The sequence below is a fragment of the Micromonospora sp. WMMD729 genome (assembly GCF_049315225.1).
Lineage (GTDB): Bacteria > Actinomycetota > Actinomycetes > Mycobacteriales > Micromonosporaceae > Micromonospora.
Genome location: NZ_CP186059.1, coordinates 699,138 through 714,707 on the forward strand (window position 1 = coordinate 699,138; position 15,570 = coordinate 714,707).

A 15,570-nucleotide genomic window follows, 5' to 3' on the forward strand; every position below is an offset into this window, starting at 1 on the left:
TGGTGGCGATGACGACCGGAACGCGCTCGCCCGCGCCGCCGCCATCCGCCGCGCCGGGTGTGGTCCGTCCGGTGCTCGGCCTGCTGCGCCGCTGGTGGCCGGTGGGCGTGGTGGCGCTCCTGCTGGCGGCGGCCGCGCTCGCGTCCGCCCACTCGTCGATCGGCGCCAGCCGGATCCCGCCGGCCGCGAAGGACGTGCCCTGGGTGCCGGAATACCCGACGGACGTGCCGTCGCCGTCGATCCCCGTCGAACCGCGGGACGCCGGCGAGGCCACCCAGGCGCACATCCCGCAGTGGATCGCCACCGTGGCGATGGCGCTGCTCGGGTTGGCGATCCTCGCGGTGCTGGGCTACCTCACCTGGATTCTGCTGCGGGGCGCGCTGCGGCGCACCTCGCGGGCCCTGCCGGCGCAGCGGGCCCGGCGTACCGCCGAGGGCACGGCCCGCGAGGTGGTCGCCGCCCTGGACGCCGGCCTGGTGGAGTTGGACGACCAGTCCACCGACCCCCGGGTCGCGGTGATCGCCTGCTGGGTACGCCTGGAGGAGGCCGCGTCCGCCGCCGGCGTGCCCCGGCACCCCGGCGACACACCGACCGACCTGGTCACCCGGCTGCTGCGGGGCGACGAGTCGACAGGTGTCCCGGCGATCGTCAGCGCCGACGTGCTGGCCGAGTTCGCGCACGTCTACCGCGAGGCCCGGTACGCCACGCGTGAGGTCCGCGAGGGCACCCGCGACCAGGCCCGCGCCGCGCTGCGGCGGCTGCGTGGCGAGCTCACCATCGTGACGACGGGCCCACCCGAGGTGCCGGCATGAGCGGCAGCGCCAGCATCGACGACCTGCTCACCTTCGAGGAGGAGCGGCCGAGGCACGACGACCGGGATTCCGGTGGTCGGGCCGGGCGGGTGTTCCGGGCCCTTCTCGGCAACGCGGCCCTGGTCGCCGTGCTGGTCGTCGGTCTCCGGGCGGTCGGCCTGCAGATCTCCCTCGCGATCCTGGTCGCCGGGGTGTTCGCGGTCTCCGCGGTACGCCGGGTCGCCGCCGCGCTCGCACCGCCACCCGCGGCGAGGTCCCGCGCTCGGCTCGCCCAGGACGACGACGGCACCTGGAACTGGGGTGCCCGGGACGCGCTGCGCGCCGCGATCAACGGCTGGGAACTGCCGTTGGACTGGTCGACCACGCGACCCGAACGCTTCACCGGGGTGATCCTGCCCCGGCTCGCGGAACTGGCCGACGAGCGGCTTCGCCTGAAGCACGCCGTGACCCGCGAGTCGGATCCGGCCCGCGCCCGCGCCCTGCTGGGCGACCGGCTGTGGACGTTCCTGGAAACCCCGCCCCGACGCCCCCCGTCGCCGCGCGATCTCGCGGTGATCGTCGCCGAACTGGAGAAGATCTGATGAAGGACGTGGACCGGAGCATGCCCGCCGCCGAGGTCGGTCGCCTGGCGCGGGCCGTCCTGGACGCGGTCGGCACCGTCGTGGTCGGCAAGCGGGACGCGTTGGAACTGGTCCTCGCCGGAATCCTGGCCGGTGGGCACGTGCTCCTGGAGGATCTGCCCGGCCTGGGCAAGACGCTGACCGCGCGCTCCTTCGCGCAGGCGCTCGGGCTGGACTTCCGGCGCCTCCAGTTCACCCCGGACCTGCTCCCCGCCGACGTCACCGGCTCGTTCCTCTACGACCAGCGCAACGGTGACTTCGCCTTCCGGGCGGGGCCGGTCTTCACCAACCTGCTCCTCGCCGACGAAATCAACCGGACGCCGCCCAAGACCCAGTCCGCGCTGCTCGAAGCCATGCAGGAGAAGCAGGTCTCGGTCGAGGGCGTCACGTACAAGCTGGACGAGCCGTTCCACGTGCTGGCAACCGCCAACCCCATCGAGTACGAGGGCACCTACCCGCTGCCCGAGGCGCAACTCGACCGGTTCCTGCTCCGGGTCTCCTTCGGCTACCCCGAGCACGAGGAGGAGTGGGAGGTGCTGCGCCGCCGGATGGGCCGCCGCCGCGAGGAGGCGGACATCAAACCGGTGGTGGACGCCGCCACCCTGCGGGCGATGCAGGCCGCCCTGGAGGACGTGGTGGTGGAGGACTCGATCGGCCGGTACATCGTGGCGCTGACCGCGGCCACCCGGGAACACCCGTCGGTGCTCGTCGGGGCGTCGCCGCGGGGCTCGTTGGCGCTGCTGCTGCTGTCCCGGGTGCGCGCCGTCTTCGACGGTCGGGACTACGTGGTGCCGGAGGACGTCAAGGCGGTCGCCGCGCCCGCGCTGGCCCACCGGATCACGCTGCGCCCCGAGATGTGGCTGCGCCGCGTCGACCCGGCGTTCGTGGTCGGTGAGGTGTTGGAGGCGACGCCGGCGCCGGCCAGCGGTGCCCTGCCCAGCTACGCCGCCGGCGGGCTCCGGCACTGATGACCGGTCCGACCGCGTCCGCGCCGCCATCCACCGAGCCGGAGTCGAGCGCCGGCTGGGCGCCCACTCCCGCGCTCGGTCGCGCCGTGCTGGTCGCCGGCCTGTTGCTGGTGGCCGGGGTGCTGCTGGGACGGGTCGACCTCGTCGTGCTGGCGGCGCCGTTCGCGCTGGGCACCGCGTACGCCCTGCGTCGCCGGCCCACCGCGCTGCCGCAGGTCTGGATCACCAGCGCCGAGGACGGACCGCTGGTCGAGGGCGGCGACGTGTCGGCCGCGGTCGGTGTCGGCAACCCGGACACCGTCGACTACGACCTCGTGGTGGTGCGGTCGCGGGTCTCGCCGTGGCTGCGGATCAGCCGTGCCGGCTTCGCCGGCGCCGAACCCGCCGACCCGCCACCCGCCGAGGCCCCGTCCGCTCCCGGCCGGGGGCGTTCGGTGGCCGACCGACCGTTCGTGACGTCGGTGCCCAGCGGGGCGGCGGTGGACCTGGAACTGTCCGGGCGGGCGCTGCGCTGGGGTCGGCACCCGGTCGGCCCGGCCGGAGCGCGGGTCGCCGCTGCCGGTGGCCTGCTGGTGTCCCGGGCGGTGATCACCGAACCGGTCGGGGTGCGGGTCTATCCCCGCACCAAGCCGTTCGAGGCGGTGGAGGCGATGCCCCGCGCCGCCGGTCTGGTGGGCGCGCACCATTCCCGCCGTCCCGGCGAGGGCGGTGAACTGGCCGGCGTGCGGGTCTTCGCCCCGGGTGACCGGCTCCGCCGCGTCGACTGGCGGGTGTCGTTGCGCGCCCGGCAGTTGCATGTGGCGGCGACGCTGTCCGACCGCGACGCCGAGGTGGTGGTGCTGCTCGACGTGCTCGCCGAGGCGGGCCGCTCCGGCGGCGTGGACGGCGCCGCGTCCGTCCTGGACACCACCGTGCGGGCCACCGCCGCGATCGCCGAGCACTACCTGCACCGGGGTGACCGGGTGTCGCTGCTGGAGTACGGGCCGGGTGCCCGCCGACTGCGCCCCGCCGCCGGCCGCCGGCAGTACCTGACGGTGCTGGAGTGGCTGCTCGACGTACGCGCCGAGGCGGCCCAGCACGAGCCGTACGACCAGGTCTTCGGCCCGCAGCTGCTCTCCTCGGACGCGTTGGTGGTGGTCCTCACCCCGCTGCTGGACGAGCGGTCGGCGCAGATGCTGGCGCGACTGGCCCGTGCCGGCCGTTTCGTGGTGGCGGTCGACACGTTGCCCGCCGACCTGACGCCGCCGAAGGACCGGGGGTGGGCCGAGGTGGCGTACCGCCTGTGGCGACTGGACCGGGAGACCATGATCGGACAGCTTCGGGAACACGGCGTACCCGTGGTGCGCTGGGCCGGCGCCGGCAGCCTGGACCAGGTGCTGCGGGACGTGGCCCGGCTCGCGACCGCCCCCCGGGTCGGTTCCCGATGAACGCCGTCACCGAGCGGGTTCGGGCAGTTCAGGACGCCGTGACCCGGATCAGCGCCGTACCCCTGCTGGTGCGGGCCGCGATCTTCGTCACGACGCTGGTCGGGTTCGCGGTGGCGTTCCCGGCCGAGGTGCTGACCGGTCGGCCGTTGCTGCTGCTGGCGGTGGCCGCGCTGCTGCCGGCGGTGGGTCCGCGCCGGTTGTGGCCGACGTTCGCGGCCCTGGTGATGGCGGGCGGCTGGCTGCTGGCGACCGACGGGTACGGCCGCCCGGTGGCGTTGTGGCGGTTGCTCGCCGTCGCCGCGCTGTTGTACCTGGGGCACTCGTTGTGCGCGCTGGCGGCGCTGCTGCCGTACGACGGCGTGGTGGACCCGGAGCTGGTCACCCGGTGGTTGTTGCGGGTGGCCGCGGTGCTGCTGGGTACGGCCGTGCTGGGGGTGCTGCTGTTGCGCGTGGCGGGCCTGGGTGGCGAGGCCGGTCACCAGTGGGTCACCGTGCTGGGACTGGTGGTGGCGGTGGGTGTCGCCGCGTTGCTGGGTTGGCTGCTGCGCCGCAGGTGAACCCGTGATGCGGCAGGGTTACGCAGGTCACAGGGGTTGTGTTCCGTCACAGATGGGGGGCGCGAGCGGGATTACCTGAGCAGGGCGGGGAAAGATAGACAACGTGAATCCGAAGCGGATCCTTGTGGTGGGTGCCGGGCACGTCGGTCTCTACGCCGCCCTGCGCCTGTCGAAGAAGCTCAGCTCCCGTGAGGCTGAGGTCATCGTCGTGGACCCCCAGCCCCACATGACCTACCAGCCGTTCCTCCCCGAGGCCGCGGCGGGGAACATCTCCCCCCGGCACTCCGTGGTGCCGCTGCGCCGGGAGCTGCGTCGGTGCACGGTGGTGGCCGGCACGGTGACCCGCGTCGAGCACGACCGCAAGGTGGCGACCGTGCAGCCGATCGTCGGCCCGGCCCGGGAGATCGCGTACGACCACGTGATCGTGGCCCCGGGGTCGGTGTCCCGGACGCTGCCGATCCCGGGCCTGCACGAACAGGGCATCGGGTTCAAGACCATCGGCGAGGCGATCTACCTCCGTAACCACGTACTGGACCGGCTGGACATCGCGGCCGCGACGCCGGACGAGGAGGTCCGCCGGTCGGCGTTGACCTTCACCTTCGTCGGTGGTGGGTACGCCGGCATCGAGGCGCTCGCCGAGATGGAGGACATGGCCCGGGACGCCCTGCGCTACTACCCGGAGCTGAAGCCGGAGGACATGCGCTGGGTGCTCGTCGAGGCGACCCAGCGGGTGCTGCCCGAGGTCGACCGGGACATGGGCGCCTACACGGTGCAGCAGCTCACGAAGCGCAACATGGACATCCGGCTGGACACCCGCCTGGAGTCCTGTGTCGACGGGGTGGTGAAGCTCTCCGACGGGGACAGCTTCCGCTCCGACACCATCGTGTGGACGGCGGGCGTGAAGCCGTCGCCGATGCTGGACGCGACCGACTTCCCGCGCGACGACCGCCGGCGGGTCACCTGCATTCCCACCCTCCAGGTGGTCGACGGCGACCGGGTGGTCGAGGGCGCGTGGAGCGCGGGTGACTGCGCCGCCGTACCGGACCTGACGAAGGAGCCGGGCAACTTCTGCTCGCCGAGCGCGCAGCACGCGGTGCGTCAGGCGGCGCGGATGGCCGACAACATCGTCGCGGTGATCCGGGGCCGCGAGCCGGTCGACTACAAGCACAAGCACGCCGGCAGCGTGGCCAGCCTCGGCCTGCACAAGGGCGTCGCCCAGGTGTACGGCATCAAGATGACCGGCTGGCCGGCCTGGTTCATGCACCGGACGTACCACATGAGCCGGATCCCCTCGTTCAACCGCAAGGTCCGGGTCGTGGTGGACTGGTCGCTGGCGTTCTTCCTCAAGCGTGAGGTCGTCGCGCTGGGTCAGCTCCACGACCCCCGCGAGGAGTTCGTCGAGGCGTCCCAGCCCGTCGGCGCCCCGCGCGTCTAACCCCCGCTGCGGGTCCCGCAGCCCCCGCTCCACCCCGCCGATCTTGCACTTTCGGTGGCGACAATGGCCCTCAAAGCGGTCATTACGCCATCCGAAAGTGCAAGATCGGCGTCGTTGTGGGGGTGGGGTCAGACCTTCCAGGTCCACGCGTCGGCGATTCTGGTCGCTGGGCCGTAGAGGCTTTCCAGGGTGGTCTTCAGGCTTGCCGCGTGCGGCGCGTCGTCGGTCAGTGCCACGCACGACGCGCCCCAGAAGTCCGCGTCCTTCGCCGCCTGCCGGCGCTGCTCGTCACCGATGGCCGGCTGGTCGCCACGGCGGGCGACGTCGGCCAGCAGGGCCGAGGTGGGCTGCTTGAAGGTGCCCATGGCGGCGGTGCGACCGCGCCCGTACGGGCCGATGAAGAACCCCTCGGGCAGGCCGAACCCGGCGTCGGCCGCGGCCGCCCAGCGCATCGGCCACGGCTCCTTGGGAGTGGGTGGCGGCACCGGAACCAGCACCCCGCCGGGGTCGACGCACTGCCGCCAGTGCCCGCCGGTGATGAACTCCGGCAGGGCGGGGCGCCCGGCGGTCGGCAGCGGGGTCGGGAAGATCGGCAGGAGAGCCCCGACGACGGCCAGCGGCACCAGCCGGCGCGCCCGCCCGGTGCTGCCCAGTGCCCGGTCGACGGCGAGGGTCAACACCGTCGCGACGATCGGGAGCAGGGCCAGGCCGAACCGCATCGGCAACGCGCCGTCCACCACCGGCAGGCCGGCCAGCAGGGCGTACGGCCCGGGCAGCGCGGTGCGGGTGCCGTCGAGCACCACCTCCGGGCCGAGCGAGAGAGCGAACATCACGAGGGCCGCCGCCACGCAGGCGAGGACCAGCCGGCGTCGCCCGGCCCAGAGCGCGCAGGCGGCGGTGACCAGCAGCAGGGGCCAACCAAGGAAGGTGTTGTACTCGGCCGGGCCGGTGGTGAGCCGGGACGCCTCGTCGCTGCCGGCCACCGACAGCGGTGAGACCGCCCACCAGCTGCTCAGGTCGGCCGAGAAGTAGGCCGGGCTGAACATCCCGTCGGCGACGCCCTGCGGTCCGGCGAACTGGAACCACAGCGGGTAGCCGAGCACCAGCAACGCCAGTCCGGCGGCGATCGCCAGGCCGCCGGCGAACCCGGGCAACGCCCTGCGGGCGAGGTCCCGGTCCGCGAGGGCGTAGGCGATCGCCATCACCAGCAGGGTGAGGGCGCTGAGGAAGAGCACCTCCTCGCCGATGAAGACCTGCGCGGTGACGGCGGCGGCCAGCCCGACGGCGGAGCTGACCATCCGTCGGCGGTCCGGGCCGGCGGGTCGGCCGGGACCGTCGCCCGGGTCGGACGCCCGCAGCAGCCGTACCACCAGCCAGACGATCACCGGCACCAGCCACTGCGCCGTCATGTGCAGGTGGCTGTTGGTCTGCGAGACCATGCCCGGGCCGAAGCCGCACAGGCCGCCCCCGAGCGCGGCGGCGAGCCGGCGGACGCGCATCGTCCGGTGGAACAGCAGGTACCAGGCGAGGGCGGTCCCGGCCAGGTTGGCGGCGGCGAGCAGCGCGAAGGAGGTGGGCGCACCGAACAGCAGGGTGATCGGCGCGCAGAGCACACCGAGCGCGATGACCGTGGTGTTGGCCATCAGGTTGACGCCGTCCGGGGCGTTGAGCCGGTCGGTGAGCAGGTGGAAGTCACCGAGCAGCGCCCGCGCGTCGACCGCCAGGAACCATTCGTAGAGCGTCTGGTCCTCGGGGTTGAGCGCCAACGTGCGTCCATCCGGGTCGGGCCACAGCCCGTGGGTCAGCCAGCCGGCCAGCACCATCCACCCGAGGGCGACCAGAAGGTCCGTCCGGTGGCGGCGGACGGCGGCGCGCAGCCGTACCGCCCGGGTCGCGCGCTCGACCGGATCGGCGAGGCGGACGGCCTGGTCAGGGGCGGCGTCGGGGGCCGTGGGGGCTGCGCTGCTCACGACATCGACCCTAATGTGGCGAACCCGGCGGGGTACGCCGGGTTGCCGCCGACCGGCTACGGTGACACTGCACCGCGCGTGTCGACGCGCGGGTGCCACCCGCCCGGGTGGTGGAACGGCAGACACGGCCGCCTTAAAAGCGGCTGCCGAAAGGCGTGCGGGTTCGACCCCCGCCCCGGGCACCAGTGGCCACGTTCCCGCGTTCCCATTCGTGATCACCAGGAGTGGGTCGGGCAGTTTACTCTTGGAGGGCACGTTCACGTGCAAACGACCCCCTGAGGGAGGCCAGACAGTGAAGACCTCGAACCCGGTGCTCGCCCGGCTCGGCCAGGCGGCCGAGCGGGAGCGCTCCGCCGGGTACGCACCGACCGGGCCGTACGGACAGCCCGGCATTCCGCAGCAGTACCCGTCCCAGGCCGGCTACCCGGCCGCACCGCCCACCGTGGCGCCCATGACCGTCGACGACGTGGTCGTCAAGACGGTCGCCCTGCTCGGCATCCTCGGCATCACCGCCGCGGCCGCCTGGGTGATCGTGCCCGACGCGCTGGTCGGCACCGCCTGGATCGGTGCGGCGGTGGTCGGCCTGGTCCTCGGTCTGATCATCTCGTTCTCCCGGATGGCCAACCCGGCCCTGGTCATCGCGTACGCGGTGGTCGAGGGTGTCTTCGTCGGCATGGTCAGCAAGGCGTTCGAGACGTTCTACGACGGCATCGTGCTCCAGGCCGCCGTGGCCAGCTTCGGCATCTTCTTCATCATGACGATGATCTACAAGGCGAAGATCATCCGGGCCACCCCGATGTTCGTCAAGGTCGTGTCGACGGCCATCATCGGTCTCGCCGCGGTGATGCTGATCAACCTGGTGCTGGCGCTGTTCGGCGTCAACACGGGCCTGCGGGACGGCAGCCCGCTGGCGATCGGCTTCAGCCTCGTCTGCATCGTGGTCGCGTCGCTGAGCTTCGTGCTCAGCTTCAAGGAGATCGAGGACGGCGTCCGGATGGGCCTGCCGCAGCGCTACTCCTGGGTGGCCGCGTTCGGCATCCTGGTCAGCCTGGTCTGGCTCTACATCGAGATCCTGCGCCTGCTGAGCTACTTCCAGGGCGACGACTGACCTCGTCCGCCCCCGCTGACCGGCGCCCGCTCCCGCTTCCCGCGGGGGCGGGCGCCGTCGTCCGCGCCGTTTTCCCGTCGCCGCCGGGCCGCCCTTGGCAGAGTGACTGCCAGGGGTACGCGGGCGAAGGAGGCGATGGTGCGCAGCAACAACCCGGTGCTCAACCGGCTGGACGAGACCGGCCGGTTGGAGTCCCGGGTGGTCAGCTCCCGCGACGTCGAGCCGATGACCGTCGACGACGTGGTGCTGCGTACCGTCGGGCTGCTCCTGCTCACCGGCGCGGTCGCCGCGGTGTCCTGGGCGGTGGTGCCGGACGCGGTGTGGTTGGGCGCGGCGCTGGCCGGCACCGCCCTCGCCTCGATCGTGCTGATCCTGGTCATCTCGCTGCGGGGGATCACCAACCCGGTGCCGATCGTCGGCTACGCGCTGCTCCAGGGGCTGCTGCTCGGGGTGGCCAGCCGGACCTTCGAGCAGGTCTACCCGGGGATCGTGGTGCAGGCGGTGGCCGGCACCTTCGGTGTCTTCCTCGGCATGGCCGCGCTGTACCGGGCCCGGGTGATCCGCGCGACGCCCCGGCTGGCCCGCCTCGTCATCGGCACGCTCCTCGGCATCGCCGTGCTGAGCGTGGTCAACCTCGTGTCGTACCTGATCTCCGGCCGTCCGGGGCTGGCCGTCTACAGCGCCAGCGGGCAGGTCGGCTGGCTGCCGTACGCCTTCTCGGTGGTGGCGATCATCGCGGGCGCGTTCAGCTTCATCCTCGACTTCGACCTGGTCGAGCGGTCGGTACGCGACGGCCGACCCCGCCGGTACGCGTGGCTGAGCGCGTTCGGGCTGCTGACCGGCCTGGTCTTCCTCTACTGGCAGCTGCTGCGGTTGCTCAGCTACCTGCGCCGCTGACCGGCCTGCTTGATCGACTCGGTTTACCGAATCTCGGGGTGTCCGGGGCGCGGTGATGCCCCGGTTTCCAGCAGGTCGAGTTGATCTCGCTCGCGGCGACCGGTTGTGCGGTGCGGGTCGGCCGTAGACTCGGCGCGGTGAGCGTAGCGGAGTTGGAGCAGGCCGTGCGGTTGCTGGTCGGCCAGGTCGGGCACTGGGAGCAGCCGCGCTGGGCCGCGACGGCGACCACCGGCAACGTGCCCCGCGCCGATCTGGTGCACCGTCTGGTGCAGGAGGTCGCCAACCTGGCGGCCGACGCCGAGGGGCAACCGCGTCGCACCGTGCCCCGGCTCGACAACGACCTGGCCCTGCCCGACCAGCTGCGGGTGGTGACCGCCGACCTGCTCGCCGCCGGGGCCGACGACGAGGTGCTGGCGCGGGCCGCCGCCGAGGTGACGGCGACCCGCAACGCGCTCTGAGCCGCCGGCTGCGGCTTACGGCCCGCAGCCGCGCGACGCCCTGCGGCCCTCAGCCGCGCTACGCCGGGCGCGCTCGGACCGTCAGTTGAGCCGCTCGAGCACCATGGCCATGCCCTGGCCGCCACCGACGCACATGGTCTCCAGACCGATCGTCTTGTCGTGCCACTCGAGGGCGTTGAGCAGGGTGCCGGTGATCCGGGCGCCGGTCATGCCGAACGGGTGCCCGACGGCGATCGCGCCGCCCATCACGTTCAGCTTCTCCTCCGGGATGCCCAACTGGCGGTAGGAGGGGATGACCTGGGCGGCGAACGCTTCGTTGATCTCCACGAGGTCGACGTCGTCGATGGTCATGCCGGCCCGCTTCAGCGCCTGCCGGGACGCCTCGACCGGCCCGAGACCCATGATCTCCGGTGAGAGGGCGGTGACGCCGGTGGAGACGATCCGGGCCAGCGGGGTCAGGCCCAGCTCCTCAGCCCGCTGGGCGCTCATCACGACCACGGCGGCGGCCCCGTCGTTCAGCGGGCAGCAGTTGCCGGCGGTGATCCGGCCGTCGGGACGGAACACCGGCTTCAACCCGGCCACGGCGTCCAGCGTGACGCCGGCGCGCGGGCCGTCGTCGGTGCTCACCACGGTGCCGTCCGGGGTGGTGACCGGGGTGATCTCCCGGGCCCAGAAGCCGTCGGCAATGGCCTTCTCGGCGAGGTTCTGGCTGCGTACGCCGAACTCGTCCATGTCGGCGCGGGTGACGTCGTACACCTGGGCCAGGTTCTCGGCGGTCTGGCCCATCGTCAGGTAGATGTCCGGCAGGTCGCCGGACTCGCGCGGGTCGTTCCACACCTCGGCGCCGCCCTGGGCGCGACGCTTGGAGCGCTCGGCCGCCTCGGCGAAACGCGGGTTCTCCCAGCCGCCGCCGACGAGCGCCTGCGCCTCCGGCGGCAGACCGTCGGAGCTGCCCCGGGCGTACCGGGAGACCATCTCGACCCCGGCGGAGACGAACACGTCACCCTCGCCGGCGCGGATCGCGTGCAGAGCCATCCGGGTGGTCTGCAACGAGGACGCGCAATAGCGGGTCAGCGTGGCACCGGGGACGGTGTCCAGGCCGAGCAGGGTGGCCACCACCCGGGCCATGTTGAAGCCCTGCTCACCGCCGGGCAGGCCGCACCCGAGGTAGATGTCGTCGATGGTGGTGGGGTCGAGCTGGGGGATCTTGTCCAGGGCGGCCTGGACGATGGTCGCGGCGAGGTCGTCGGAGCGGACGTCGCGCAGGGACCCCTTGTGCGCCCGGCCGATGGGGGAGCGGGCGGTAGCGACGATGACGGCGTCGCGGGACGACTCAATCGGCATGGGCCAACGTTAACCCGCCGGTAACATCGCGCGGAAGAAGCGGGGGCGGCGGGAAATGTCACCCTCGCCCGGCGTGCGTCACCGCCGCGAAGCGACCGCCGCGGCGGCCACCACGGCCGGTAGCAGGGCGTGCGCCCACACCCGGTACCCGTCGGCCGATGGGTGGAAGCCGTCGTGGCAGAGCGTGCCCGCGTCGGCCCGGAACACCGGCCCGGTCTCGGTGGCCAGGTCGACCACCGTCCCGCCCGCCTCCAGCACCGCCGTGGTCTGCGCGCGGGCCATCCGCCGGCCGGACCAGCCGACGAGTTGCCGCAGCGGCGGCGCGATGGCGCGTACGGCCCCGAGGTCGGGGCAGGTGCCCACCACCACCTCGACGCGTGCCTCCCGCAGCCGGTGCACCGCCGCGCCGAGGTACGCGGACGCGTCGCCGGGCCGGCGCAACCCGGTGGCGTCGTTCGCGCCGATCAGGATCAGCGCCACGTCGGGCCGCTCACCGAGCAGGGCCCGCGCGACCTGGGTGGCCAGGTCGGTGGAGCGGGAACCCGAGACGCCGACGCTGGACAGGTGCACCCGGCGGCCGGACGGACCCTCCGCGAGCAGGTTGGCCAACTGCCCGCCGATGGTGTCGTCGAGGCGGTCGACGCCGACCCCCAGCGCCGACGAGTCACCGAGGAGCACCAGGCGCAGCGGCGCGGCGTCGGCCCGGCCGATCGTGGCGCGCAGCGCCAACCCCAGTTCCGGCTGGGCGTAGCGCCGGTGCCGGGCGACGAACGCCTCGCCGGCCAGGACGGCGGCGCCGCCCACCGTGCCGGCGAGCAGCGAGAGCGCCGCTGCCCGACCCAGCCGGCCGGGGAGGCCGGCGGTCACGTCCCGCTCGCTGCGCTCGTTCATGCCAGTCCCTCCACTGTCGAGGTGTCCGCGCTGCCGGCCTGCGGCACCGCGTGCACACCGAAGAACGCCCGACGGCGCAGTTGCGCCCACCGGCCGGCCGGACCCCGGTCGCGGCCCCGGACCTGGGCGCCGCTGACCTCGGTGCCGGCGTGCCGGGCCGCCTCCTGCGCGGCCTCTGGCAGCGACCGTACGCCTTCGCCCCGCGCCGGTGTGACCCGTCGTTCCTGCCCCGCCCCGAGCGCGGACAGCATCGTCGGCAGCAGGGCCGCGGCGGCCATCGCGTACCCCTCGGCGGAGGGGTGGAACCGGTCCCAGGCGAACATCCGGTGCGGTTCGGCGGCGAACCGCGGGCCGAGCAGGTCGCCGAGGGAGACCGTCCAGCCGCCGGCCTCGACCACGGCCACCGTCTGGGCGGCGGCGAGTTGGCGACTCCACCGGTGCGCCAGCCAGCGCAGCGGTGGCTGGATCGGCCGGATCGCGCCGAGGTCGGGGCAGGTGCCGACGACCACCTCGCAGCCGGCCTCACGCAGCGTGCGGACCGCCTCGACCAGGTAACGCACCGCCAGGCCACGCGGGGTGCGGTTGGTGATGTCGTTGCCGCCGATCAGGATCACCGCGATGTCCGGGGCGCAGTCGAGCGCCGCCTCGACCTGATGACGCAGGGCCGCGGAGATCGCCCCGACCACCGCGAACCGGCGCAGCAGCACCGGTCGGTGCAGCCGCCGGGACAGCCCGGTGGCGAGCAGCGCCCCGGGGGTCTCCCGGCGGCGGTGCACCCCGTAGCCGGCCGCCGACGAATCACCGAGCACGACCATGGTGAGCGGGGGGCCGGGGAACTTCGCGCCGTACATTCCGTCGCAGCGTGGCGGCGGCGCCTCGGCCATCGGGATGGTGCGCCGGGCCTGGCGGGCCTGGCCGAGCAGCACCCCGCCGGTCGCCATCGCGGCCGCCGCGGTGGCGCCCGTGCCGATCGCCGCCAGCCGGGCGATCCGCCAGGCCTGCCGCCGGCGCGGCCCAACGGGTACGACGGAACCAGCCACCCCCATACGGCGACATTATCGCGCCGGCCCGACACACCGCTGTCGTCGTCACGGCTCACGGGTGCCTGGAAACCGACGCGACGGGGTACCTGTTCCGGTACGGCCGGTCGACTTGCGCCGACCCGCCACGCTGATCCGGCGGAGAGGAGCACGACGATGGGGAAGACACTGAAGCGCAGCGCGGCGTTCGCGGCCCTGGCGCGAGCACTGGCGGCAGGGGCGCGCGGCGGGCCCTCGCTGGGCGCCCGGCTGGCGGCGCTGCCCCGGATGATCCGGGCCACCGCCAAGGGGGAGTACGACGGCGGCCTCCGGATCGCCCTGATGACGGCGGCCACGGCGTACATCGTCTCGCCCATCGACCTGCTGCCCGAGATCCCGCTGGCGATCTTCGGACTGGCCGACGACGCTGTCATGGTCACCTGGCTGGCCGGCAGCGTGCTCTCCGAGACCGACCGCTTCCTGGAGTGGGAGGCCCGGCGCAGCTCGGTCATCCCCGGGGGCCTGGTGCCCTGACGGCACGTACGCTGGGCGGCGAGGATACGTCTGCCCGGCCGCCGTCGCCGGCGCCGCAACGAAGGGCACACCGTGCAGTACTACGACAACGTCGTCGACATGATCGGCAACACCCCGCTGGTCCGCCTGCGCAACGTCACCGAGGGCATCCAGGCCACCGTGCTCGCCAAGGTCGAGTACGTCAACCCGGGTGGCTCGGTGAAAGACCGGATCGCGCTGCGGATGGTCGAGGACGCCGAGGCGGCCGGCCTGCTCAAGCCCGGCGGCACCATCGTTGAGCCGACCAGCGGCAACACCGGTGTCGGGCTGGCCCTGGTGGCCCAGCTCAAGGGCTACCGGTGCGTCTTCGTCTGCCCCGACAAGGTCAGCCAGGACAAGCAGGACGTGCTGCGGGCGTACGGCGCCGAGGTGGTGGTCTGCCCGACGGCGGTCGCCCCGGAGGACCCGCGCTCGTACTACAACGTGTCCGACCGGTTGACCCGCGAGATTCCCGGCGCGTGGAAGCCCAACCAGTACAGCAACCCGGCGAACCCGCGCTCGCACTACGAGACCACCGGTCCGGAGCTGTGGAAGCAGACCGAGGGCGGGCTCACCCACTTCGTGGCGGGGGTCGGCACCGGCGGCACGATCTCCGGCATCGGGCGGTACCTCAAGGAGGCGTCCGACGGCCGGGTGAAGATCGTCGGCGCGGACCCGGAGGGTTCGGTCTACTCCGGTGGCACCGGCCGGCCGTACCTGGTGGAGGGTGTCGGCGAGGACTTCTGGCCGGAGACGTACGACCGGGGCGTCGCCGACGAGATCATCGAGGTGTCCGACAAGGCGTCCTTCGAGATGACCCGGCGGCTGGCCCGCGAGGAAGGGCTGCTGGTCGGCGGCTCCTGCGGGATGGCAGTGGTGGCCGCGCTGGAGGTGGCGCGCAAGGCCGGCCCGGACGACGTCGTCGTGGTGCTGCTGCCGGACGGCGGTCGAGGCTACCTCTCCAAGATCTTCAACGACTCGTGGATGGCCCGGTACGGCTTCCTCGACAACTCCGGCGCCGAGCCCACCGTGGCCGACGCGCTGGCCAGCAAGCCGGGCGGTCTGCCCGAGTTGGTGCACGTGCACCCGACCGAGACGGTCCGCGACGCCATCGACTACATGCGCGAGTACGGCGTCTCCCAGTTGCCGGTGCTCAAGGCCGAGCCGCCGGTGGTCACCGGCGAGGTCGCCGGCTCGATCGCCGAGCGGGACCTGCTCGATGCGCTGTTCACCGGCCAGGCGCACCTGCACGACACCATCGAGCGGCACATGGGTGACCCGCTGCCGATGATCGGTGGCGGCCAGCCGGTCAGCGAGGCGGTGGGCATGCTGGAGAAGTCCGACGCCGCCCTGGTTCTGGTCGACGGCAAGCCCAAGGGCGTCCTGACCCGTCAGGACCTCCTCTCCCACCTGGGCGCCCACTAGCCGCTTCCGCGTCACCGGGTGCCTCCCCGAACGGGGGGGCACCGGACCCTCCGCGTCATCGAATGCCTCCCCGGCCCGGGGGCACCG

Annotated in this window: 15 protein-coding genes and 1 tRNA gene; 12 read left to right on the forward strand and 4 right to left on the reverse strand. The window is 73.2% G+C overall.

Annotated elements, in window-relative coordinates; translation table 11 throughout:
* Nucleotides 1-8 precede the first annotated feature (8 nt).
* The 6 genes from ACN263_RS03275 (at nt 9) to ACN263_RS03300 (ending at nt 5,819) form a co-directional block, all read left to right on the forward strand.
* Entirely contained in the window at nt 9-812 is an 804-nt protein-coding gene (locus ACN263_RS03275) for a DUF4129 domain-containing protein (protein WP_422738342.1), read from the forward strand.
* On the forward strand, nt 809-1,393 hold the full coding sequence (locus ACN263_RS03280) for a hypothetical protein (protein WP_422738343.1): 585 nt from the start codon (nt 809-811) through the stop codon (nt 1,391-1,393). Before ACN263_RS03275 ends, ACN263_RS03280 begins: the two co-directional genes overlap by 4 nt.
* Nucleotides 1,393-2,400 (forward strand): AAA family ATPase, encoded by a 1,008-nt coding sequence (locus ACN263_RS03285; protein ID WP_422738344.1) that lies wholly within the window; start codon nt 1,393-1,395, stop codon nt 2,398-2,400. Before ACN263_RS03280 ends, ACN263_RS03285 begins: the two co-directional genes overlap by 1 nt.
* Nucleotides 2,400-3,827, forward strand: a complete 1,428-nt coding sequence (locus tag ACN263_RS03290) for a DUF58 domain-containing protein (protein WP_422738345.1) — start codon at nt 2,400-2,402, stop codon at nt 3,825-3,827. Before ACN263_RS03285 ends, ACN263_RS03290 begins: the two co-directional genes overlap by 1 nt.
* Complete coding sequence (locus tag ACN263_RS03295; RefSeq protein WP_422738346.1) at nt 3,824-4,384, forward strand: hypothetical protein; 561 nt, start codon at nt 3,824-3,826, stop codon at nt 4,382-4,384. Before ACN263_RS03290 ends, ACN263_RS03295 begins: the two co-directional genes overlap by 4 nt.
* Before the next feature lie 103 nt (nt 4,385-4,487).
* Nucleotides 4,488-5,819, forward strand: coding sequence for an NAD(P)/FAD-dependent oxidoreductase (locus tag ACN263_RS03300; protein ID WP_422738347.1), 1,332 nt, complete (start codon nt 4,488-4,490; stop codon nt 5,817-5,819).
* 128 nt (nt 5,820-5,947) lie between these two features.
* On the opposite strand, the gene ACN263_RS03305 is transcribed toward ACN263_RS03300, so the two are convergent.
* Complete coding sequence (locus ACN263_RS03305; RefSeq protein ID WP_422738348.1) at nt 5,948-7,789, reverse strand: hypothetical protein; 1,842 nt, start codon at nt 7,787-7,789, stop codon at nt 5,948-5,950.
* Between the two features lie 101 nt (nt 7,790-7,890).
* On the opposite strand from ACN263_RS03305, the gene ACN263_RS03310 reads away from it, so the two are divergent.
* From ACN263_RS03310 to ACN263_RS03325, 4 genes are all read left to right on the forward strand, one after another.
* A tRNA-Leu gene (locus ACN263_RS03310) sits at nt 7,891-7,974 on the forward strand.
* 107 nt (nt 7,975-8,081) lie between these two features.
* Nucleotides 8,082-8,897 carry a Bax inhibitor-1/YccA family protein gene (locus ACN263_RS03315; protein WP_422738349.1) on the forward strand — a complete coding sequence of 272 codons (816 nt, stop codon included), beginning with the start codon at nt 8,082-8,084 and terminating at the stop codon, nt 8,895-8,897.
* A 135-nt stretch (nt 8,898-9,032) separates the two neighbouring features.
* Nucleotides 9,033-9,794, forward strand: a complete 762-nt coding sequence (locus ACN263_RS03320; protein ID WP_422738351.1) for a Bax inhibitor-1/YccA family protein — start codon at nt 9,033-9,035, stop codon at nt 9,792-9,794.
* A gap of 137 nt (nt 9,795-9,931) precedes the next feature.
* Complete coding sequence (locus ACN263_RS03325; RefSeq protein ID WP_422738352.1) at nt 9,932-10,252, forward strand: hypothetical protein; 321 nt, start codon at nt 9,932-9,934, stop codon at nt 10,250-10,252.
* 81 nt (nt 10,253-10,333) lie between these two features.
* Here the strand turns inward: ACN263_RS03325 and ACN263_RS03330 are convergent, their stop codons facing one another.
* From ACN263_RS03330 to ACN263_RS03340, 3 genes are all read right to left on the reverse strand, one after another.
* Nucleotides 10,334-11,596: an acetyl-CoA C-acetyltransferase gene (locus ACN263_RS03330; protein WP_422738353.1), complete on the reverse strand. Its 1,263-nt coding sequence runs from the start codon at nt 11,594-11,596 to the stop codon at nt 10,334-10,336.
* Between the two features lie 78 nt (nt 11,597-11,674).
* On the reverse strand, nt 11,675-12,487 hold the full coding sequence (locus ACN263_RS03335) for an SGNH/GDSL hydrolase family protein (protein WP_422738354.1): 813 nt from the start codon (nt 12,485-12,487) through the stop codon (nt 11,675-11,677).
* Nucleotides 12,484-13,533 (reverse strand): SGNH/GDSL hydrolase family protein, encoded by a 1,050-nt coding sequence (locus tag ACN263_RS03340; RefSeq protein WP_422738355.1) that lies wholly within the window; start codon nt 13,531-13,533, stop codon nt 12,484-12,486. The genes ACN263_RS03335 and ACN263_RS03340 overlap by 4 nt, the downstream gene beginning before the upstream one ends.
* A gap of 150 nt (nt 13,534-13,683) precedes the next feature.
* Between ACN263_RS03340 and ACN263_RS03345 the strand changes: the two genes are divergently transcribed.
* A complete protein-coding gene (locus ACN263_RS03345; protein WP_422738356.1) occupies nt 13,684-14,040 on the forward strand; it encodes a YkvA family protein in 357 nt (118 codons plus the stop codon).
* A gap of 72 nt (nt 14,041-14,112) precedes the next feature.
* Nucleotides 14,113-15,483 carry a cystathionine beta-synthase gene (locus ACN263_RS03350; protein ID WP_422738357.1) on the forward strand — a complete coding sequence of 457 codons (1,371 nt, stop codon included), beginning with the start codon at nt 14,113-14,115 and terminating at the stop codon, nt 15,481-15,483.
* Nucleotides 15,484-15,570: the final 87 nt, after the last annotated feature.